At 54.1% G+C, this 18191-nt stretch carries 20 protein-coding genes; 11 read left to right on the top strand and 9 right to left on the bottom strand.

Features of this window, described 5'->3' with window-relative positions; genetic code table 11:
• Positions 1-139: 139 nt before the first annotated feature.
• Together dtpA and gstA are read left to right on the top strand one after the other, a co-directional pair.
• Complete coding sequence (dtpA, locus tag GY169_RS12535) at positions 140-1645, top strand: dipeptide/tripeptide permease DtpA (RefSeq protein WP_064545692.1); 1506 nt, start codon at positions 140-142, stop codon at positions 1643-1645.
• 147 nt (positions 1646-1792) lie between these two features.
• A complete protein-coding gene (gene gstA, locus GY169_RS12540; protein WP_064545694.1) occupies positions 1793-2398 on the top strand; it encodes a glutathione transferase GstA in 606 nt (201 codons plus the stop codon).
• Between the two features lie 94 nt (positions 2399-2492).
• Here gstA and pdxY read toward each other — a convergent pair whose 3' ends face one another.
• From pdxY to anmK, 5 genes are all read right to left on the bottom strand, one after another.
• A complete protein-coding gene (pdxY, locus tag GY169_RS12545; RefSeq protein WP_167575948.1) occupies positions 2493-3353 on the bottom strand; it encodes a pyridoxal kinase PdxY in 861 nt (286 codons plus the stop codon).
• Positions 3354-3418: 65 nt separating this feature from the next.
• Positions 3419-4693, bottom strand: a complete 1275-nt coding sequence (gene tyrS, locus GY169_RS12550; RefSeq protein ID WP_163449430.1) for a tyrosine--tRNA ligase — start codon at positions 4691-4693, stop codon at positions 3419-3421.
• Positions 4694-4818: 125 nt separating this feature from the next.
• On the bottom strand, positions 4819-5475 hold the full coding sequence (pdxH, locus tag GY169_RS12555; RefSeq protein ID WP_163449433.1) for a pyridoxamine 5'-phosphate oxidase: 657 nt from the start codon (positions 5473-5475) through the stop codon (positions 4819-4821).
• A 57-nt stretch (positions 5476-5532) separates the two neighbouring features.
• Positions 5533-5856 carry a C-type lysozyme inhibitor gene (gene mliC, locus GY169_RS12560; RefSeq protein ID WP_064545700.1) on the bottom strand — a complete coding sequence of 108 codons (324 nt, stop codon included), beginning with the start codon at positions 5854-5856 and terminating at the stop codon, positions 5533-5535.
• Between the two features lie 94 nt (positions 5857-5950).
• The gene (gene anmK / locus GY169_RS12565) at positions 5951-7075 is read right to left on the bottom strand and encodes an anhydro-N-acetylmuramic acid kinase (RefSeq protein WP_167575949.1); all 1125 of its coding nucleotides are present in this window, start codon (positions 7073-7075) and stop codon (positions 5951-5953) included.
• Positions 7076-7349: 274 nt separating this feature from the next.
• Between anmK and slyB the strand changes: the two genes are divergently transcribed.
• Positions 7350-7817: an outer membrane lipoprotein SlyB gene (gene slyB / locus GY169_RS12570; RefSeq protein ID WP_064545703.1), complete on the top strand. Its 468-nt coding sequence runs from the start codon at positions 7350-7352 to the stop codon at positions 7815-7817.
• 216 nt (positions 7818-8033) lie between these two features.
• Entirely contained in the window at positions 8034-9392 is a 1359-nt protein-coding gene (locus tag GY169_RS12575) for a GGDEF domain-containing protein (RefSeq protein ID WP_167575950.1), read from the top strand.
• 36 nt (positions 9393-9428) lie between these two features.
• Here the strand turns inward: GY169_RS12575 and slyA are convergent, their stop codons facing one another.
• Positions 9429-9869, bottom strand: coding sequence for a transcriptional regulator SlyA (gene slyA / locus GY169_RS12580; protein ID WP_163447466.1), 441 nt, complete (start codon positions 9867-9869; stop codon positions 9429-9431).
• A 195-nt stretch (positions 9870-10064) separates the two neighbouring features.
• Between slyA and GY169_RS12585 the strand changes: the two genes are divergently transcribed.
• Genes GY169_RS12585 through GY169_RS12595 form a run of 3 tightly spaced genes read left to right on the top strand, consistent with a single transcriptional unit; the run spans position 10065 to position 13192 of the window.
• Positions 10065-10301, top strand: coding sequence for a DUF1656 domain-containing protein (locus GY169_RS12585; protein WP_167575951.1), 237 nt, complete (start codon positions 10065-10067; stop codon positions 10299-10301).
• A gap of 9 nt (positions 10302-10310) precedes the next feature.
• On the top strand, positions 10311-11171 hold the full coding sequence (locus GY169_RS12590; protein ID WP_167575952.1) for an HlyD family secretion protein: 861 nt from the start codon (positions 10311-10313) through the stop codon (positions 11169-11171).
• A complete protein-coding gene (locus GY169_RS12595) occupies positions 11168-13192 on the top strand; it encodes an FUSC family protein (protein ID WP_167575953.1) in 2025 nt (674 codons plus the stop codon). The genes GY169_RS12590 and GY169_RS12595 overlap by 4 nt, the downstream gene beginning before the upstream one ends.
• A 41-nt stretch (positions 13193-13233) precedes the next feature.
• Here the strand turns inward: GY169_RS12595 and GY169_RS12600 are convergent, their stop codons facing one another.
• Together GY169_RS12600 and GY169_RS12605 are read right to left on the bottom strand one after the other, a co-directional pair.
• Complete coding sequence (locus tag GY169_RS12600) at positions 13234-14130, bottom strand: aldo/keto reductase family oxidoreductase (RefSeq protein ID WP_167575954.1); 897 nt, start codon at positions 14128-14130, stop codon at positions 13234-13236.
• 50 nt (positions 14131-14180) lie between these two features.
• The gene (locus GY169_RS12605) at positions 14181-14420 is read right to left on the bottom strand and encodes a DUF1289 domain-containing protein (RefSeq protein ID WP_064545717.1); all 240 of its coding nucleotides are present in this window, start codon (positions 14418-14420) and stop codon (positions 14181-14183) included.
• A 143-nt stretch (positions 14421-14563) separates the two neighbouring features.
• Here GY169_RS12605 and GY169_RS12610 point away from each other — a divergent pair, with 143 nt between their 5' ends.
• The 4 genes from GY169_RS12610 (at position 14564) to rnt (ending at position 17544) form a co-directional block, all read left to right on the top strand.
• Entirely contained in the window at positions 14564-15160 is a 597-nt protein-coding gene (locus tag GY169_RS12610; RefSeq protein WP_163447461.1) for a TetR/AcrR family transcriptional regulator, read from the top strand.
• 55 nt (positions 15161-15215) lie between these two features.
• Positions 15216-16313, top strand: a complete 1098-nt coding sequence (locus tag GY169_RS12615; protein ID WP_167575955.1) for an alkene reductase — start codon at positions 15216-15218, stop codon at positions 16311-16313.
• A 72-nt stretch (positions 16314-16385) separates the two neighbouring features.
• Complete coding sequence (gloA, locus tag GY169_RS12620) at positions 16386-16793, top strand: lactoylglutathione lyase (protein WP_043000807.1); 408 nt, start codon at positions 16386-16388, stop codon at positions 16791-16793.
• Positions 16794-16896: 103 nt separating this feature from the next.
• Complete coding sequence (gene rnt, locus GY169_RS12625) at positions 16897-17544, top strand: ribonuclease T (RefSeq protein WP_163447459.1); 648 nt, start codon at positions 16897-16899, stop codon at positions 17542-17544.
• 57 nt (positions 17545-17601) lie between these two features.
• On the opposite strand, the gene GY169_RS12630 is transcribed toward rnt, so the two are convergent.
• Entirely contained in the window at positions 17602-17946 is a 345-nt protein-coding gene (locus GY169_RS12630; protein WP_035896299.1) for a Grx4 family monothiol glutaredoxin, read from the bottom strand.
• Positions 17947-18191 lie beyond the last annotated feature (245 nt).

Consider the following 18191-nt stretch of genomic DNA (forward strand, 5'->3'; position numbering starts at 1 on the left):
TGCAAAAGCCTTGTCTGAAGGCGCAGGATAGTGAACATTACTTGCCGTTTCCCTCCAGAATAACTATAAGGCGGGTGCCAAAAAGAGCATCTCCGCCCAGTACACCCCCCATGAAATGGGATGTAAATAAGAGGTATATGTGTCTACTGCAAACAAAAAACCAACGGAAAGCGTTAGCTTAAACGCCTTCAAACAACCTAAAGCGTTCTATCTCATTTTCTCTATCGAGTTGTGGGAGCGTTTTGGTTTCTACGGCCTTCAGGGCATCATGGCCGTTTACCTGGTGAAACAGCTGGGTATGTCCGAAGCGGACTCCATTACTCTGTTCTCTTCCTTCAGTGCTCTGGTTTACGGTCTGGTTGCTATCGGCGGCTGGCTGGGCGATAAAGTGCTGGGGACAAAACGCGTTATCATGCTGGGCGCCGTCGTTCTCGCCATCGGCTATGCTTTAGTCGCATGGTCAGGCCACGACGCGGGTATCGTTTATATGGGTATGGCGGCGATTGCCGTGGGTAACGGCCTGTTCAAAGCCAACCCGTCTTCCCTGCTCTCTACCTGCTATGCCAAAGACGACCCGCGTCTGGACGGTGCATTCACCATGTACTACATGTCCGTCAATATCGGTTCGTTCTTCTCTATGCTGGCAACGCCTTGGCTGGCAGCCAAGTACGGCTGGAGCACCGCGTTCGCGCTGAGCGTCGTCGGTATGCTGATCACCGTTGTGAACTTCGCCTTCTGCCAGCGTTGGGTTAAACAGTACGGTTCCAAACCTGACTTCGAGCCGACTAACTACCGCAATCTGCTGCTGACCATCGTTGGTGTCGTTATCCTGATCGCTATCGCGACCTGGCTGCTGCACAACCAGGGCATCGCACGTATGGTTCTGGGCGTTATCGCACTGGGCATCATCATTATCTTCGGTAAAGAAACCTTCTCCATGACCGGTGCGCCGCGTCGTAAGATGATTGTGGCCTTTATCCTGATGCTCGAAGCGATCATCTTCTTCGTGCTGTACAGCCAGATGCCGACCTCACTGAACTTCTTCGCGATTCGTAACGTTGAACACTCTATTCTGGGTATCGCGTTCGAACCGGAACAGTATCAGGCGCTGAACCCGTTCTGGATCATCATTGGTAGCCCGATTCTGGCCGCTATCTACAACAAAATGGGCGACACCCTGCCGATGCCGACCAAATTCGCGATTGGTATGGTGCTGTGCTCCGGTGCGTTCCTGATTCTGCCGCTGGGCGCGAAATTCGCCACCGACGCAGGTATCGTTTCCGTTAACTGGCTGATCATCAGCTACGGCCTGCAGAGCATCGGCGAACTGATGATCTCTGGTCTGGGTCTGGCAATGGTTGCACAGCTGGTTCCGCAGCGTCTGATGGGCTTCATCATGGGTAGCTGGTTCCTGACTACCGCAGGCGCAAACATCATCGGCGGCTATGTCGCTGGCATGATGGCGGTGCCGGAAAACGTAACCGACCCGGTGATGTCTCTGGAAGTGTATGGCCGCGTGTTCCTGCAGATTGGCGTTGTCACTGCCGTTATCGCCGTGCTGATGCTGCTGACGGCACCGAAACTGAACCGTATGACTCAGGACGACTCAAAGCCTGCTGCTGACGGTAAAGTCGCTTCCGCATAATGTCATCGGGAAACGAATAATTTTGGGCCGCTAACGTATGTTAGCGGCTTTTTTTTTATCTGCGCAGGCACTAACATACTTTCATATCCATTGGCCGCCCTTCTGCCAACGGACAACAAAAATAATCATAGTCTGAAGGAGTTACCCATGAAATTGTTCTACAAACCCGGCGCCTGTTCCCTCGCATCGCACATCACGCTGCGGGAAAGCGGAAAGGATTTCACGCTGATCGGCGTCGATCTGATGCACAAACGTATGGAAAACGGTGACGATTTCCTGAAGGTCAACCCGAAAGGCCAGGTTCCCGCCCTGCTGTTGGACGACAATACCCTGCTGACTGAAGGCGTGGCGATCATGCAGTATCTCGCCGATAGCGTCGCGGACCGTCAACTGCTGGCGCCGGTCGGCAGCATTAACCGCTACAAGACGCTGGAGTGGCTGAACTTCATCGCCACCGAGCTGCACAAAGGCTTTACTCCACTGTTCCGCCCGGATACGCCGGAAGACTACAAACCGACGGTTCGTGCGCTGCTGGACAAAAAGCTGGCCTATATTGATGAGTCGCTGGCTGGCGCACAGTGGATCAGCGGTTCTCGCTTTACCATTGCCGATGCTTACCTGTTTACCGTGCTGCGCTGGGCCTTTGCCGTGAAGATGGATATGGCGGGGTATCAGAATATTGCGGACTATATGGCTCGCGTTGCGGCGCGTCCGGCTGTTGCCGCAGCGCTGGCGGCGGAAGGGTTGAAATAATCCGTTTTTACTTCGTCCGGGCTACATCGCACGTGCAGATTACGCGAACGTAGCCCGACAAAGCGCTGCATTCATTGCAGCGCTCGGTGCTAAGTTACAGTTGCGTGGCACTAAAGCAGTGCTCTGGCTTCGCGATCAGGTCCTGTGCAGCAACAACCTGCAGTTCATACTCACCCATCGTTTTGGTCGTCAGCATAATTTCATACACTGCCGCCGTCACATGCTCAAGCGCATCGCGCAGCGTTGCCCCCTGTAAGAACTTAACCAGCAACAGGCCGCTGGTAACATCACCAACGCCAACCGGGTGGCGAGAACCAAAATCAATCAGCGGACGACTGATGTGCCATGCGGCATCGGCTGTGACCAGCAGCATCTCAAAACGATCGACGCTGTAGCCTGCGCGCGCCAGATGTTTCACCAGGACAATTTCCGGCCCCTGGACGATCAGTTCGCGAGCCGCGCTGACGGCTTCACTCACGCTGTTAACTTCGTGCCCTGAAAGAATCTCCAGCTCAACCAGGTTCGGCGCGATAATATCGCTCGCCGGCAGCGCATAGCGTTTGTGGAACTCCGCCACGCCCGGCGCCACGATGCAGCCTTTTTCCGGATGGCCCATCACCGGGTCACAGAAATATTTCGCCTGCGGGTTCGCCGCTTTAACCTGACGCACAATGCCGAGGATATGCTCGCCCTGCTCCGCAGAGCCAAGATAGCCGCTCAGCACCGCATCACAGCGCTTAAGCTGATCGATAGACGCAATGCCCTGCACAATCTCCGTCAGATGCGCAGGCGGCATCACACAGCCCGTCCATTGACCATATTGGGTGTGATTGGAAAACTGCACGGTATTCAGCGGCCAGACGTTGGCGCCGAGGCGACGCATAGGAAATTCCGCGGCGCTGTTGCCGGCATGCCCGAAAACAACGTGGGATTGAATGGCGAGGATGTTGTTCATTGGTTCTACTCAGACGACATAAAAAGAAGGGGGCGTAGTTTCCCACGCCCCCCTGTTTCTGAAAATTACTTCCAGCAGATCAAACAGTAATTCTTCTTACCGCGACGTAACAAGGTGTAACGCCCGAACAGAATATCGCTGTCTTTGAAGAAATATTCCGGGTCAGCCTGTTTCTCACCGTTGATGGTGACCGCATTGGAGGCAATGGTCTTACGCGCCTGCCCACGAGACGGCTGAAGCTCAGAGTCTACCAGCGCCTGCATCAGGTCGGCGCCTTTTTCCATCTCAACCATCGGTACGCCGTCCTGCGCCAGCTGCTCGAAGTCAGCTTCGCTCAACGCGCTCAGAGAACCGCTGAACAGGCTCTCGGTGATGCGTTTTGCCGCCACCAGGCCTTCTTCGCCGTGAACCAGACGGGTGACCTGCTCGGCCAGTACATACTGGGCACGTGGGGCTTTGCCGCTGTTTTTGTCTTCTTCTTCCAGCGCATTGATCTCTTCAATGTCCATGAAGGTGAAGAACTTCAGGAAGCGGTAAACGTCAGCATCCGCGGTGTTGATCCAGAACTGATAGAATTTGTACGGGCTGGTTTTCTTCGGATCCAGCCAGACTGCGCCGCCTTCGGTTTTACCGAATTTGGTGCCATCCGCTTTGGTGATCAGCGGAACGGTAAGGCCAAATACCTGGTTCTGATGCAGACGACGGGTCAGGTCGATACCGGAGGTGATGTTGCCCCACTGGTCGGAACCGCCAATCTGCAGCGCGACGCCGTGCAGTTTGTTCAGGCAGGCAAAGTCATAGCCCTGCAGCAGGTTGTAGGAGAACTCGGTAAAGGAAATACCCTGGTCGTCACGATTCAAACGCTGCTTCACCGCTTCTTTGTTAATCATCTGGTTAACAGAGAAGTGCTTGCCGATATCACGCAGGAAGGTCAGCACGTTCATGCCGCCAAACCAATCATAGTTGTTGGCGGCAATCGCGGAGTTCTCGCCGCAGTCGAAATCGAGGAACGGTGCAACCTGTTTGCGGATTTTATCCACCCACTCCTGCACGGTGTCTTCGGTATTCAGCTTACGCTCGGCGGCTTTAAAGCTCGGGTCGCCAATCAGACCAGTAGCGCCGCCCACCAGGGCAACAGGCTTATGGCCCGCCTGCTGGAAGCGTTTCAGGCATAACAATGGAACAAGATGCCCCAAATGCAAGCTGTCAGCGGTAGGATCGAAGCCGCAATAGAGCGCGATCGGGCCTTGCGCCAGTCGCTCTGCTAACGCTACCTCGTCCGTTACCTGGGCAACTAGCCCCCGCTCTTGCAGTTGTTTAATCAAGTTACTGCTTGCCATCAAATTCTCCATGTATATACGACTGCACCTTTGCCGGTACACGACTTTTCGCCAGACGCGAAAGCTCTATAGAATAAAGCGCTGAGGGCGTCAGCGCTAGCGCTTAAAACAACAAATTTGGGGGATTACGGCGCCAGACGGTCGATTTTCCACGCGCCATCTTCACGTTGGTATAAAAAACGGTCGTGAAGACGATGTTCACCGCCCTGCCAGAATTCCATCTGCTCAATAGAGACGCGGAAACCACCCCAGAAACTCGGCAACGGCACTTCGCCCTGCTGGAATTTCTGCTTCAGCTCAAGGAATTTGCTTTCGAGGATCCCGCGCGCAGAAATGCGGCTGGATTGCTTGGAAACCCATGCGCCAATCTGACTGTCGCGCGGGCGGCTGTGGAAATACTTCACGACTTCAAGGGTAGACAGACGCTCCGCCTTGCCGATCACCATTACCTGACGCTCCAGCATGTGCCACGGGAACAGCAGGCTGATACGCGGATTCTTCTCCAGTTGGTGCGCTTTGCGGCTCCCCAGGTTGGTGTAAAACACCAGCCCTTTTTCGTCGTAGTGCTTCAGCAGAACGATTCGCTGATACGGCTGACCATTTTCATCAACCGTCGCCACCACCATGGCCGTCGGATCGGCTAACTTTGCCTCGCAGGCCTGAGAGAGCCAGCGCTCAAAAAGCGGCAGAGGTTCTGCAGGAAGGTCGTGGCGACGCAGGCCGCCACGGGTGTACTCTCGGCGCAGATGCGCGATTTGCTGTAGTTCGTCGTTGTCAGACATGGCGTTTGGACTAGTCATCATTGGGTGACGTTATTGTGCGCCGCTCGCCTGAAAATCTCAACGCTTGGGATTTTGTAACTGACAGTTATTCAGTACGATACGGTCACGTTTGTAGACGGTTGCCTCATTACCTTTCGACCAAAAGACATAGATACCGTCGGTATAGCGTGCGCCTGAAGCCGAGACGCCCTGCGCCAGATTGAGCTGCTGGTTGTCATAAATGAAGCTCACCTGCTGACGTGGGTTATTGAGATGCACCGTCAACGGTTTCTCATCACACTGGTATTCCAGCGTGTCAGTTTGCATCCGCTCCATAAATTGGTTGTAGGCGCTACAGCCGGAGAGCATCAAAGGGAGGGCAACAATAAGCAATTTTTTCATATTTTCTGAGCCTTTAGACATTCCTGGTCAAGGAGTGATTGTCCCACTCCCGTTTGCCTTTAGTCTATCGGCCCAGTGTAAAAGAAGATGTCAGTTAACTCTTATTCTTCTGCGGGTTGGCGGGAAAAATTGCCCCAAGTACCGTCGCTTGCGATGCGCCGGTGACCGACGGAAGGTTGCCAGGCAAGCCGGCAACCGTACGCCACGCCAGCCAGGCAAAAGCCAATGCTTCCATATCGTCACCGCTAATACCGTATTCATCGGTCGTCGCGACCTCAGTCCCGGCCAACAAACCCGCCAGACGAGCCATCACCAGCGGGTTACGGCTTCCCCCGCCACAGACCAGAAGGCGCTCACAGCCGCCGCTGAGCAGAACCTGCTCGCTGATAGTCACCGCCGTAAGTTCCGTCAGGGTAGCCTGTACGTCCTGAGCACGCAGCCCAGGATAGCGAGCCAGGAATTGCGACAGCCATCCGTAGTTGAAGTACTCGCGCCCGGTACTTTTTGGCGCCGGGGCGGCGAAATAAGGATCGTTCAGCATGTCCTGTAACAAAGGTAAAATCACTTTGCCTTCGTTGGCCCACTCCGCATCCTTATCATAGGGTTTGCCAAGGTTGCGCCAGATCCAGGCATCGATCAGCATATTCCCCGGCCCGGTGTCAAAACCGCGCACAGGCTGGCCGGGAATTAAAAGGGAAAGATTGGCGATCCCGCCAATATTGAGAATCATACGGCGTTCACTGACATGCGCCAGCAGAGCCTGGTGGAATGCCGGTACCAGCGGCGCACCCTGCCCTCCCAGCGCCATATCGCGACGACGAAAATCGCCGACCACGCTGACACCGGTGCGTGCAGCGATGATGTTATTATCACCAATCTGCATAGTATGCGGCGCATCGCCAGTCGGCTCGTGCCACACGGTTTGACCGTGGCAACCAATCGCCACAATGTCCTGCGCTGCCAGCTTCTCTTGTGACATCAGCGCCAGAACGGCATCCGCAAAGAGATTCCCCAGCCGATTGTCCAGTTGTCCAAGCTGCGAGAGCGTCAGAGGCTGCCCCTGGCAAATGGCCAACACCGCCTCTTTCACTGCGATGGGAATGGGCCAGGAAAGACTAGCCAGCTGCGTCACGCTATTTTCATCAATGACCGCCAGCACCACATCCACGCCATCAAGGCTGGTCCCTGACATCACGCCAATATATCGCCCGGATTTCATACGCCGTCCTTAGTCAGCTATGCAAAGTTAACACTCCAGCATAAAGTGCCACGTAATGCTATTAACCAATAAAAAATTTTAACAATATGGTGCTCTTTTTTCGCAAGAATCTCAGGAGGGACGCTGTTTCCCTTGCGTTTACCGTTGGTTAAGCCAGGATGGTTTATTATGGTTAATAATGAATGCGGAATATATGACCGCCCCGATCAAATACCATATAATTGTTTAGTACGGATGCTCATGAGAGCAATTCTTAGTGAACTGGAGATTCATAATGATGTTACGTGTATTGGCTGTTTCAATGATTGGTTTATCCCTGGCCGGATGTGTCAACAACAGCGGTTTGTCAGGTGATGTTTACTCTGCATCCGAAGCGAAACAGGTCCAGAACGTGACCTACGGTACCATCGTACACGTTCGTCCGGTACAAATTCAGGGTGGCGATGACAGCAACGTGATTGGCGCTATCGGCGGTGCGGTACTGGGCGGCTTCCTGGGTAACACCGTTGGCGGCGGTACCGGTCGTTCTCTGGCAACCGCAGCGGGTGCTGTCGCAGGCGGCGTAGCCGGTCAGAGCGTTCAGGGTGCGATGAATAAAACCCAGGGCGTTGAACTGGAAATTCGTAAAGATGACGGCAACACCATCATGGTGGTGCAGAAACAGGGCGATACTCGCTTCTCTGCTGGTCAGCGCGTCGTGATGGCGAGCAATGGCCGACAGGTTACTGTGTCTCCGCGTTAATGTTCTCCGGGTACGCGCTTGCAGCAAGCGCGTACCCATATCCCTGCCTTTACCATTCCTTCATTAATATTCATACGACAAATATATAATAGTTATTCACCCTATCTATTATTTGCGCGCGGACAATATTTCTTTACGTGAAATCAATTAAACTTGAGTCTTATAGGGCCAGGATGCCTCATTGCTTGCAGTGCTTAGCGTACACAGGACTCATATATGCTTTTAAAATTCCCCCTGCAGCGTTTTTTGATTTATATCACGATTTGCTTGATTGGTATTCTATTACTCAATCACTTTTCTAATGTTTTTATTCGCCATGTCCCGGCGATTGCACCTATTTTGTTTCCTACGCTTACGATGTTTCTGATGGTTTTCCATACCATGATTGCGGTATTCATGGTCATGAAATACCTCTGCGATCGACGTCGGCTCTACCTGATGGCCATCGCCTGCGCCTTCGCGAGCTCAGCGGTGCTGATGCTCGGTACACTAAACAGCTATCCTACGTGGTTCCTGTGCGGTGCATCAGATAATATTAACTATAATGACGCCCTGATATTTTATTTCTTCCGCAATATCATAATGGCGGTTTTGTTTATTACCTCCGTAGTATTGTACGCGATAAAATCGCGCGATATGCATAGCATGCGGAATCATATTTTTATCTTAGGCGGATTGTTCGGGTTCGCCATTGTCATGCTGGTATTATCGTGGCTCTACTCCAGCCATGATTCTTTATTGAGCGTTAAGCTCGTTGATAATAACACTTTCCAGTACAGCGAAATTTGGAACAACATTGTCAACTGGGCATTAGTTGTAATATGGTTAATCACACTATTTACGCTTATCTTTACGACACAGCTGAACAATATTTTCTGGTACAGCGGCGCATTTTTCTGCGCTTGTTATATCTTCACCCTGCTGGTCCTGATGTCCGGGCAGGATACTGCCAGCTACAGCTGGTATCAGGCACGGTTGTTCGAAACCATTTCCACCCTGTTCCTGATCTTTGTGCTGTTCTGCGACGTGTTTACCCTTTATCGTCAGTCCAATACCAAGTATCTCAACTCATACCAGAACTCGATCCGCGACCCTTTGACGCGGCTGTTTAATCGCAGCTACTTTTATGACTCATTTACCGCCCTGCAGCCGACGATCGCCAACGGCCATCCGGTGTCGGTTATTGTCAGCGACCTCGACCACTTCAAGCGCATAAATGATAAGTACGGACATCTGCAGGGGGATAAAGTTATTCAGTTTGTTGCCAGGGTACTACAGGACTCTGTGCGCCAGAACGACGTAGCGGCGCGTATTGGTGGCGAAGAGTTCGCGCTACTGTTGGTCAATACCTCGCCTGAGGTGGCGCGCACGATTGCAGAACGTATCCGCCTGGCCATCAGTCAGCATGATGCAGGCAGCAGCAATGCCCAGCTGCCGGAGTCAATCACCATCAGTATGGGGGTGTTTACCGCCACGGATCTGTCCGTTTCGGTAGAAGAGTGCGTACGGCGTGCCGATGAGGCCATGTACCGCGCGAAAGCGGCGGGACGAAACCGGGTCGTCGTCTGGGAGTAAGTGAAAAAAACCCGCGAATTTCGCGGGTTTTTCATATCAATCTCGGGATTGCAGCTCGATGATATTCTGCTCAAGCTTACGAATAAGCATGATAAGCATCTCAAGCTCCTCAGCGGAGATGCCAGCCAGAATATCGCCGCGCGTGTGGCTGATAACCGCTTCCATTTCCTCGATCAGAGGCTCAGCTTTCTCCGTTAACTTAATGCGTTTAGCACGACGGTCGTTGGCACAAGTCTGACGGGATATCAGCCCCTTCTCTTCCAGCTGATCCAGCGTTCGGACGAGAGACGGCTGCTCAATGCCAATCGCTTTAGCCAGTTGGATTTGCGACTGCTCGGGTGGAAGCTGATGAATATTATGCAGCGTGACCCAGTGCGTCTGCGTGAGTTCCAGAGGTTTGAGGCGATGGTCAATCAGAGCACGCCAAATGCGCACCAACCGTGCCAGATCAGAACCTAGTGGCGATTCCAATTTCATCTCCTTATAATTAGCTTGCTAAGTTATTATACTGATTTTAGAATAGTGTGCAGTAATTAAATTAGCAAAACAAATGTATTGCCACGTGCACGCAAACCAGATCTATGCTTTACACTGTTTCAAATCATGTGATTTTATGTCAAAACACGACACACTATCGAGCTATAACTCTTCAATTGCAAAGGATTTCTGCTTGTGAAGCTGACTCTCCACATACCGGGACTGCCTCTACAAGACCTCGTCGTCGGTGCTTCGATTTATTTTCCTCCTGTATTTAAGGCTCTCCTTCTCGGCTTCCTTTTCTGGCTGATTTTGCACCGTCTGTTACGCGACTGGATGTACGCGGGCGATATCTGGCATCCGCTATTAATGGATCTCTCTTTCTTCGCGCTCTCGGTCTGCCTTGCGCTGCTACTGTTGGTCATGTGGTGATTTAATCCAATGAAAAAATTAAAATATTTCTCAACGCTGCTGATTGCTGCCCTGGCCATTATTGCCGTCTGGATGGTGTGGAATTACTACATGCAGTCACCGTGGACGCGCGATGGAAAAATCCGCGCTGAGCAGGTTGATATCACGCCGCAGGTATCGGGAAGTATTCTGAGTCTGAACATCAAGGATAACCAGTACGTCAAAGCCGGCGACGTGCTGTTTCAGATAGACCCGACGCCGTGGAAAATCGCTATCATGAATGCGGAAGCAAAAGTGGCGAAAGCCCAGTCTGACCTGCTGCGGGCAAAACATGAAGTTGAGCGCCGTCGTGGTCTGTCGCAAAACTTTATCTCTGCCGAAGATATCGATACCGTCAACATCGCGCTAAAAGTGGCCCAAGCTAATGCTGACGCCGCCAAAGCTGAACTGGAGCACGCGCGTTGGCAGCTATCGCAAACCGAGGTCAAAGCCCCCGTTGACGGCTGGGTCACCAATCTCACGACGCGCGTCGGTAACTATGCCGCCGTCGGTCACCCGGTTTTCGCGCTGATTGATAGCCACTCTTTCTATGTCGTCGGGTACTTTGAAGAGACTAAGCTTCGCCATATCCGTGAAGGCGACCGCGCCGATATTGTTCTGTATAGCGATGACAAAAAGTTACAGGGTCACGTATCCAGCATTGGCCGCGCGATCCACGACCAGAGTCTGGCCACTGACGGCAAGCTGGTTGCGGATATCAAACCGACCATCCCATGGGTACGTCTGGCCCAGCGCGTACCGGTGCGCATAGATTTAGGCGCGCTGCCGGCTGACACGGTACTGGTCGCAGGCACCACCTGTACCGTCTCAATCATGAGTGACCGACAATGACCTTTCCGGCGTTGACCTGGCAGTCACTGCCCTGGTTTAAAGCGACGCCGCCGCAATGGCGTTATGCGTTGCGTAACGCTATTGCCATGTGCCTGGCGCTGAGTTTCGCCTACTGGCTGGATCTTGATGAACCCTACTGGGCAATGACCTCCGCAGCCGTGGTGAGTTTCCCGACCGTCGGCGGGGTCATCAGCAAAAGCCTCGGACGTATTGCCGGCAGTCTGCTGGGGGCTGGCGCGGCGCTGATTATCGGCGGACATACGCTGACTGACCCATGGCTGTTTCTGTTTGCAATGTCCGGCTGGCTCGCGCTCTGCACCTGGGCGTGCGCGATGTACACCAACAACGTTGCCTATGCCTTTCAGCTCGCGGGCTATACCTGCGCCATTATCGCGTTCCCAATGATTAACGTCGTCGACGCCACGAAGCTGTGGGAAATTGCCCAGGCGCGCGTCTGTGAGGTGATCGTCGGTATTTTAAGCGGCGGGCTGATGATGATGATTTTACCCAGCACCTCCGATGGCACCACGCTGCTTAGCGCGCTGAAAAATATGCACGCGCGGCTGCTGGAACACGCCAGTATGCTGTGGCAACCCGTCACCACCGACGCCATTCGCAGCGCACACCAGAGCGTTATCGCGCAGATCCTCACCATGAATCTGCTGCGTATCCAGGCGTTCTGGAGCCACTATCGCCTGCGTCGGCAGAATACGTTATTAAACTATCTGCTCCATCAGCAGTTGCGTCTAACCAGTGTAATTTCCAGCCTGCGCCGCTTGATGCTCAACTGGCCCAACGCGCCGCAGAATTTACGTCCGGTACTGGAATCACTGTTGCAGGCGCTGGCCAGACCCGATTGCGATGCCTACACCGTCGCACGTATTATCGCCCCGCTGGCGCCCAGCGATCCGCAGGACTACCGACATCATGCATTCTGGAGCCGGCTCCGCTATTTTTGCCGTCTCTATCTGACCACCAGTCATTGGCTGTTGCGGCTGCAAAATGCAACCGCGGTCAGCGAATTTAACGTTCCCGCCGCCCCCGCCTTGATGCGTCACACCGACCACGCCGAAGCGGCCTGGAGTGGCATTCGCACCTTTTTTGCCCTCGTCAGCGTGGGAGCCTTGAGCATCAGCACACAATGGGAGTCCGGCGCGGCAGCGCTGACGCTGGCCGCCATCTGCTGCGTGCTCTACTCTAACGTTCCCTCGCCGTTCAGCTCACTGACGCTGCTGATGCGTACGCTGATTCTGCTGTCCATCTTTAGCTTCGGTGTCAAGTTTGGCCTGATGGTACAAATCAGCGACCTGTGGCAGTTCATGCTGTTCCTGTTCCCGCTGCTGTTGACGATGCAACTGTTAAAGCTGCAAATGCCGAAACAGGCGCGGCTATGGGGCTCGTTGATTGTTTTCATGGGATCGTTTATCGCCGTCACCAACCCACCGGTTTACAATTTTGGCGATTTTCTCAATGATAACCTGGCGAAAATTATCGGTGTGGGGTTGGCATGGCTGGCTTTCGCCGTGCTGACGCCCGCGTCAGACGCGCGCAAAAGTCGCCGCCATATTCGTGCGTTACGCCGTCACTTTGTCGACCAACTCAGTCGTCACCCTTCCAGCAGCGAGCACGAGTTCGAATCGCTGGTGTACCATCACGTAAGCCAACTGAGCGCCAGCCAGGATGAGCAGGCGCGGCGCTGGCTGCTGCGTTGGGGGGTGGTACTGCTGAACTGTTCGCATGTGGTTTGGCAGCTGCGCGGCTGGGAATCACGATCGGACCCGCTCTCTCAGGTACAAGATATGTGCATTAGCTTATTGCGCGATGTCATGAGTGAGCGCGGCGTTCAGCAACGCCCGCTAGCCGCAACGCTTGAGGAACTCCAGCGCATTTGCCAAACCCTCTCCCATCACCACCAGCCAGCGGCTGCCGAGCTGGCATCGATTCTCTGGCGACTGTATTGCTCACTCTCGCAGCTTGAGACGGCGCCGGCACCCGGCACGCTGACCGAGCAAATGGCGTAAAGAAAAGATAGCCCGGCGACGCCGGGCTATGAAGGTGCTCATTACGGAACGTCGTAACCCAATGCGGCTTTACGAATGCGGAACCACTGCTGGCGCGTCATGTCGAGTGATTGCGCAACGATCGCCGAGCGCACGCGCTCAATTTTGCCGGAACCGATAATCGGCAGCGGCTGCGACGGTAGACGCATGACCCACGCATAGACCACCTGCTCGATGCTGCCCGCGTTCAGCTCGTTTGCCACCTTCGCCAGCTCGTCACGCAGCGGCTGGAACTCCTCGTCGTTAAATAAACGCCCGCCCCCCAGGCATGACCAGGCCATCGGACGGATACGCAGTTGTTGCAGCTGATCCAGCGTGCCATCCAGCAGCGTTGGCTGGTGAATCGGCGAAATTTCAACCTGATTCGTCGCCAGCGTAAAGGGCAGCCGCGACTGCAGCAGCGCGAACTGCGCAGGCGTAAAGTTAGAGACGCCGAAATGACGTACTTTGCCACTCTGGTGCAGTGCGGTGAACGCCTGCGCCACTTCATCCGCATCCATTAGCGGGTCCGGACGGTGAATCAACAGCAGATCGATCACATCCGTCGCCAGATTACGCAGCGACTGCTCAGCGCTGTGAATGATGTGGTTACGATCGGTAATGTAGTGACCCAGCGCATGCTCTGGCTTGGCGGTGGTGGCGATACCGCACTTGGTGACAATTTCCATGCGCTCGCGCAGATGCGGCGCCAGCTTCAGCGCTTCACCAAACGCCGCTTCGCACTGATAGCCACCGTAAATATCCGCGTGATCGACGGTCGTCACGCCGAGATCCAGGTGTTCCTCAATAAAGCTCACCAACTGGCGCGGGGACATGTTCCAGTCCATCAGACGCCAGTAGCCCATCACGAAACGTGAAAATTCCGGGCCCTGAGGCGCCAGGGTAATACGTTGAACCATAACCACTTCCTCAATGAAAAAATATCAATCGAGTATACGCACTTTTGCGCTTAAAACAGTGAGGGCTGCTGAGGTTCTTCCGCGTCGGGCGCTTTACCTGCGCGCAATTTGCGCAGTAGCCGCTGACGGCACAGCCGCAGCACCTCCTGTTTTTGCGCATCGCTCATATTCTGCCAGTGAAAACGCTCATCGCGGCTGCGAAAACAGCCACGGCAGAAACCGCGTTCATCCGACTGACAAATTCCCCGGCACGGACTTTGAACCGGGAAGAACTCCAGTTGCTCCGCCACCTTAGCCCCCTATTTACCTCGTCATCCCTTCATTGAAGACGTTTAATTCAGCGGGCGCAACTTTTCTCCCGTTTGATGCGCGCCAGACGGCATTTTCAAAAATTCATTTGCATTAGACCAATCGGTCTATTACAGTGCCTGTCATGAGCAAATCGATTGAACATGATACCCGTGAACACATTCTGGCTACCGGCGAGCGTCTTTGCATGCACCGCGGTTTTACCGGAATGGGTCTGAGCGAACTCCTGAAAACGGCAGAAGTGCCTAAGGGCTCGTTTTATCACTATTTTCGTTCAAAAGAGGCGTTTGGCGTGGCCATGCTGGACCGGCATTTTGCCGACTATCACCAGCGGCTGGTGCAGCACTTTACGCAAGGCGCGGGAAACTACCGCGACCGCCTGCTGAACTACTACCAGCACACGCTCGAACAGTTTTGCCAGCAGGGGTTGATTAGCGGCTGTCTGACCGTGAAGCTGTCTGCTGAAGTGTGCGATCTTTCCGAAGATATGCGCGCTGAAATGAATAAAGGCGCCAGCCAGATTATGGTTTTGCTGGCGCAAGCGCTGGAAAATGGCCGCCGTGAAGGCTGCCTGACGTTCAACGGCGAAGCCGAAACCACTGCCCAGGTGCTCTACTCTCTGTGGCTGGGGGCGAACCTGCAGGCGAAAATTTCGCGCAGCTCGGCACCGCTGGAAAGCGCGCTGACGCACGTCAGGAATCTGATTGCCGCGCCGGAGTGATCCCGGCGTTTTTATTTCCTATACCACTAGACGACCGGTCTACTCAGGAGTCACCATGTCGCAAGAAAAACTGTTTACCCCACTGAAAGTGGGTGCGGTTACCGCCCCGAACCGCGTGTTTATGGCCCCGCTGACGCGCCTGCGCAGCATTGTACCGGGCGACATTCCTACTCCGCTGATGGCGGAATACTATCGCCAGCGTGCAAGCTCTGGCTTGATTATCACCGAAGCCACTCAGATTTCCGCTCAGGCGAAAGGCTACCAGGGCGCTCCGGGTCTTCACAGCCCAGAGCAGATTGCCGCCTGGCAGAAAATCACCGCTGGCGTTCACGCCGAAGACGGACGTATCGCCGTTCAGCTGTGGCACACCGGTCGTATTTCGCACAACAGCCTGCAGCCAAACGGTGAAGCCCCGGTGGCACCGTCTGCGCTGAGCGCCAATACCCGTACCTCGCTGCGTGACGAAAATGGCCACGCGATTCGCGTCGACACCTCGATGCCACGCGCGCTGGAAACCGCAGAAATCCCGGGGATCGTCAACGATTTCCGTCAGGCCATTGCCAACGCGCGTGAAGCCGGTTTCGACCTGGTAGAGCTTCACTCTGCGCACGGCTACCTGTTGCACCAGTTCCTCTCTCCTTCCTCTAACCACCGTACCGATCAGTACGGCGGCAGCGTTGAAAACCGCGCCCGCCTGGTGCTGGAAGTGGTTGATGCCGGTATTAAGGAATGGGGTGCCGAGCGTATTGGTATCCGCGTCTCGCCAGTTGGCACCTTCCAGAACGTCGACAACGGCCCGAACGAAGAAGCCGATGCGTTGTATCTGATTGAAGAACTGGGTAAACGCGGCATTGCTTACCTGCACATGTCCGAACCTGACTGGGCCGGCGGCGTGCCGTACAGCGACGCGTTCCGCGAAAAAGTACGTGCCCGTTTCCACGGCCCGATTATCGGTGCGGGCGCCTATACGCCAGAAAAAGCGGAAGCGCTCATTGAAAAAGGATTAATCGATGCCGTGGCCTTTGGCCGCGACTATATCGCTAACCCGGACCTGGTCGCGCGTCTGCAGCGCAAAGCCGAGCTCAACCCGCAGCGCCCGGAAAGCTTCTACGGCGGCGGTGCGGAAGGTTACACCGATTATCCTACGCTGTGATCCTGCATTGATAGCGGCGGCGTTCCGCCGCTATACTAGTGAGATTATTCATAAGTAAGGACGAGGGATATCATGCGTTTACTGCATACCATGCTGCGCGTCGGCGATCTGCAACGCTCCATTGATTTTTACACCAAAGTTCTGGGCATGAAGCTGCTGCGCACCAGCGAAAACACCGAATACAAGTACTCTCTGGCATTTGTCGGTTACGGCGAAGAGAGCGACGAAGCGGTGATCGAGCTGACCTACAACTGGGGCGTGGATAAATACGAGCTGGGTACGGCCTATGGCCATATCGCCCTCAGCGTTGATAACGCCGCGGAAGCCTGCGAACGCATTCGCCAGAACGGCGGCAACGTAACCCGTGAAGCTGGCCCGGTAAAAGGCGGCACCACGGTGATTGCGTTTGTGGAAGATCCGGACGGTTATAAAATCGAACTGATCGAAGAAAAAGATGCCGGTAAAGGTCTCGGCAACTGATTCTCCTCGGGTGCGCGAGCGCACCCGTTTTTTTACCCGCCTTTCCAAGCCGCGGCAAAATTTGCCATAATGCGCGCTACTTTTTCTGAGTTAAGAGATTCTGATGTCCGACAATGCGCAACTTAATGGTCTATGCGACCGTTTTCGTGGGTTTTATCCTGTAGTCATCGATGTGGAAACTGCCGGATTCAATGCCAAAACGGATGCCCTGCTCGAAATAGCGGCAATTACGTTGAAAATGGATGAGCAAGGCTGGCTGATGCCGGACACCACGTTACACTTCCACGTTGAGCCGTTTGAAGGTGCCAACCTCGAACCGGAAGCACTGGCGTTTAACGGCATCGACCCCAATAATCCACTGCGCGGCGCGGTAAGCGAATACGATGCTCTGCATGCCATCTTCAAAATGGTGCGTAAAGGCATGAAAGACAGCGACTGCAACCGCGCGATTATGGTGGCGCACAATGCCACTTTCGATCACAGCTTTATGATGGCCGCAGCCGATCGCGCCTCGCTTAAGCGCAACCCGTTTCACCCCTTCGTCACCTTTGACACCGCCGCGCTAAGCGGGCTGGCGCTGGGGCAAACGGTGTTGTCTAAAGCCTGCATCGCTGCGGGCATGAATTTCGACAGCAGCCAGGCCCACTCTGCCCTGTACGATACCGAGCAGACGGCGATCCTGTTTTGTGAAATCGTCAACCGCTGGAAACGCCTGGGCGGCTGGCCATTGCCCATCGCGGCTGACGAGTAGCGGCATAAAAAAAGCGACCCATGGGTCGCTTTTTTTGTTTCAGTGCCTGTTAGCCAATTACTCTGCTTTCGGCTCTTCTGCATATTTCGCTGCGGTTTCTTTGATCAGCGGCTGCAATTCACCACGCTGATACATTTCAATGATGATGTCGCAACCGCCGACCAGCTCGCCGTCAACCCACAGCTGCGGGAATGTCGGCCAGTTGGCATATTTTGGCAGCTCCGCACGAATGTCCGGGTTCTGCAGGATATCAACATAAGCAAAGCGTTCGCCACAGGCAGACAGTGCCTGAACGGCCTGCGCAGAGAAGCCACAGCTTGGCAGCTTCGGGGAACCTTTCATGTACAGCAGGATCGGGTTTTCAGCGATCTGGCGCTGAATTTTTTCAATTGTTTCGCTCATTGTCTTGCTTCCTCAAACTTCTTTTTACGGCAGTAGTCCACCATTGTAGCGTTTTGCGGCCTGAACAGAAAATAACATTTTATTCACGCCTTACTATTTTATCGTCTGATGAGAGAAGTTGCCTTATAAATATGTGTTTATCGGCAGGCGGATAAAAAACTTGTTCATTTTTTAACTGAACCTGTATCAAATGATGTTTTTTTTTGCACTTGCTAACGAAACAGCGTTTTAGAGTGAAAAACACT

The organism is Kluyvera genomosp. 3, assembly GCF_011765685.1.
Classification (GTDB): Bacteria; Pseudomonadota; Gammaproteobacteria; order Enterobacterales; family Enterobacteriaceae; genus Kluyvera; species Kluyvera georgiana_A.

What these genes read in the sequence shown, in the direction of transcription:
- pdxH (WP_163449433.1), bottom strand. Translation starts at nt 5,475, where the DNA reads ATGTCTGACAACGACGAACTACAGCAAATCGCGCATCTGCGCCGAGAG.
- rnt (WP_163447459.1), top strand. Translation starts at nt 16,897, where the DNA reads ATGTCCGACAATGCGCAACTTAATGGTCTATGCGACCGTTTTCGTGGG.
- gloA (WP_043000807.1), top strand. Translation starts at nt 16,386, where the DNA reads ATGCGTTTACTGCATACCATGCTGCGCGTCGGCGATCTGCAACGCTCC.
- slyA (WP_163447466.1), bottom strand. Translation starts at nt 9,869, where the DNA reads ATGAAATTGGAATCGCCACTAGGTTCTGATCTGGCACGGTTGGTGCGC.
- tyrS (WP_163449430.1), bottom strand. Translation starts at nt 4,693, where the DNA reads ATGGCAAGCAGTAACTTGATTAAACAACTGCAAGAGCGGGGGCTAGTT.
- GY169_RS12630 (WP_035896299.1), bottom strand. Translation starts at nt 17,946, where the DNA reads ATGAGCGAAACAATTGAAAAAATTCAGCGCCAGATCGCTGAAAACCCG.
- GY169_RS12590 (WP_167575952.1), top strand. Translation starts at nt 10,311, where the DNA reads ATGAAAAAATTAAAATATTTCTCAACGCTGCTGATTGCTGCCCTGGCC.
- gstA (WP_064545694.1), top strand. Translation starts at nt 1,793, where the DNA reads ATGAAATTGTTCTACAAACCCGGCGCCTGTTCCCTCGCATCGCACATC.
- anmK (WP_167575949.1), bottom strand. Translation starts at nt 7,075, where the DNA reads ATGAAATCCGGGCGATATATTGGCGTGATGTCAGGGACCAGCCTTGAT.
- GY169_RS12595 (WP_167575953.1), top strand. Translation starts at nt 11,168, where the DNA reads ATGACCTTTCCGGCGTTGACCTGGCAGTCACTGCCCTGGTTTAAAGCG.
- pdxY (WP_167575948.1), bottom strand. Translation starts at nt 3,353, where the DNA reads ATGAACAACATCCTCGCCATTCAATCCCACGTTGTTTTCGGGCATGCC.
- GY169_RS12615 (WP_167575955.1), top strand. Translation starts at nt 15,216, where the DNA reads ATGTCGCAAGAAAAACTGTTTACCCCACTGAAAGTGGGTGCGGTTACC.
- mliC (WP_064545700.1), bottom strand. Translation starts at nt 5,856, where the DNA reads ATGAAAAAATTGCTTATTGTTGCCCTCCCTTTGATGCTCTCCGGCTGT.
- GY169_RS12600 (WP_167575954.1), bottom strand. Translation starts at nt 14,130, where the DNA reads ATGGTTCAACGTATTACCCTGGCGCCTCAGGGCCCGGAATTTTCACGT.
- GY169_RS12610 (WP_163447461.1), top strand. Translation starts at nt 14,564, where the DNA reads ATGAGCAAATCGATTGAACATGATACCCGTGAACACATTCTGGCTACC.
- GY169_RS12575 (WP_167575950.1), top strand. Translation starts at nt 8,034, where the DNA reads ATGCTTTTAAAATTCCCCCTGCAGCGTTTTTTGATTTATATCACGATT.
- slyB (WP_064545703.1), top strand. Translation starts at nt 7,350, where the DNA reads ATGATGTTACGTGTATTGGCTGTTTCAATGATTGGTTTATCCCTGGCC.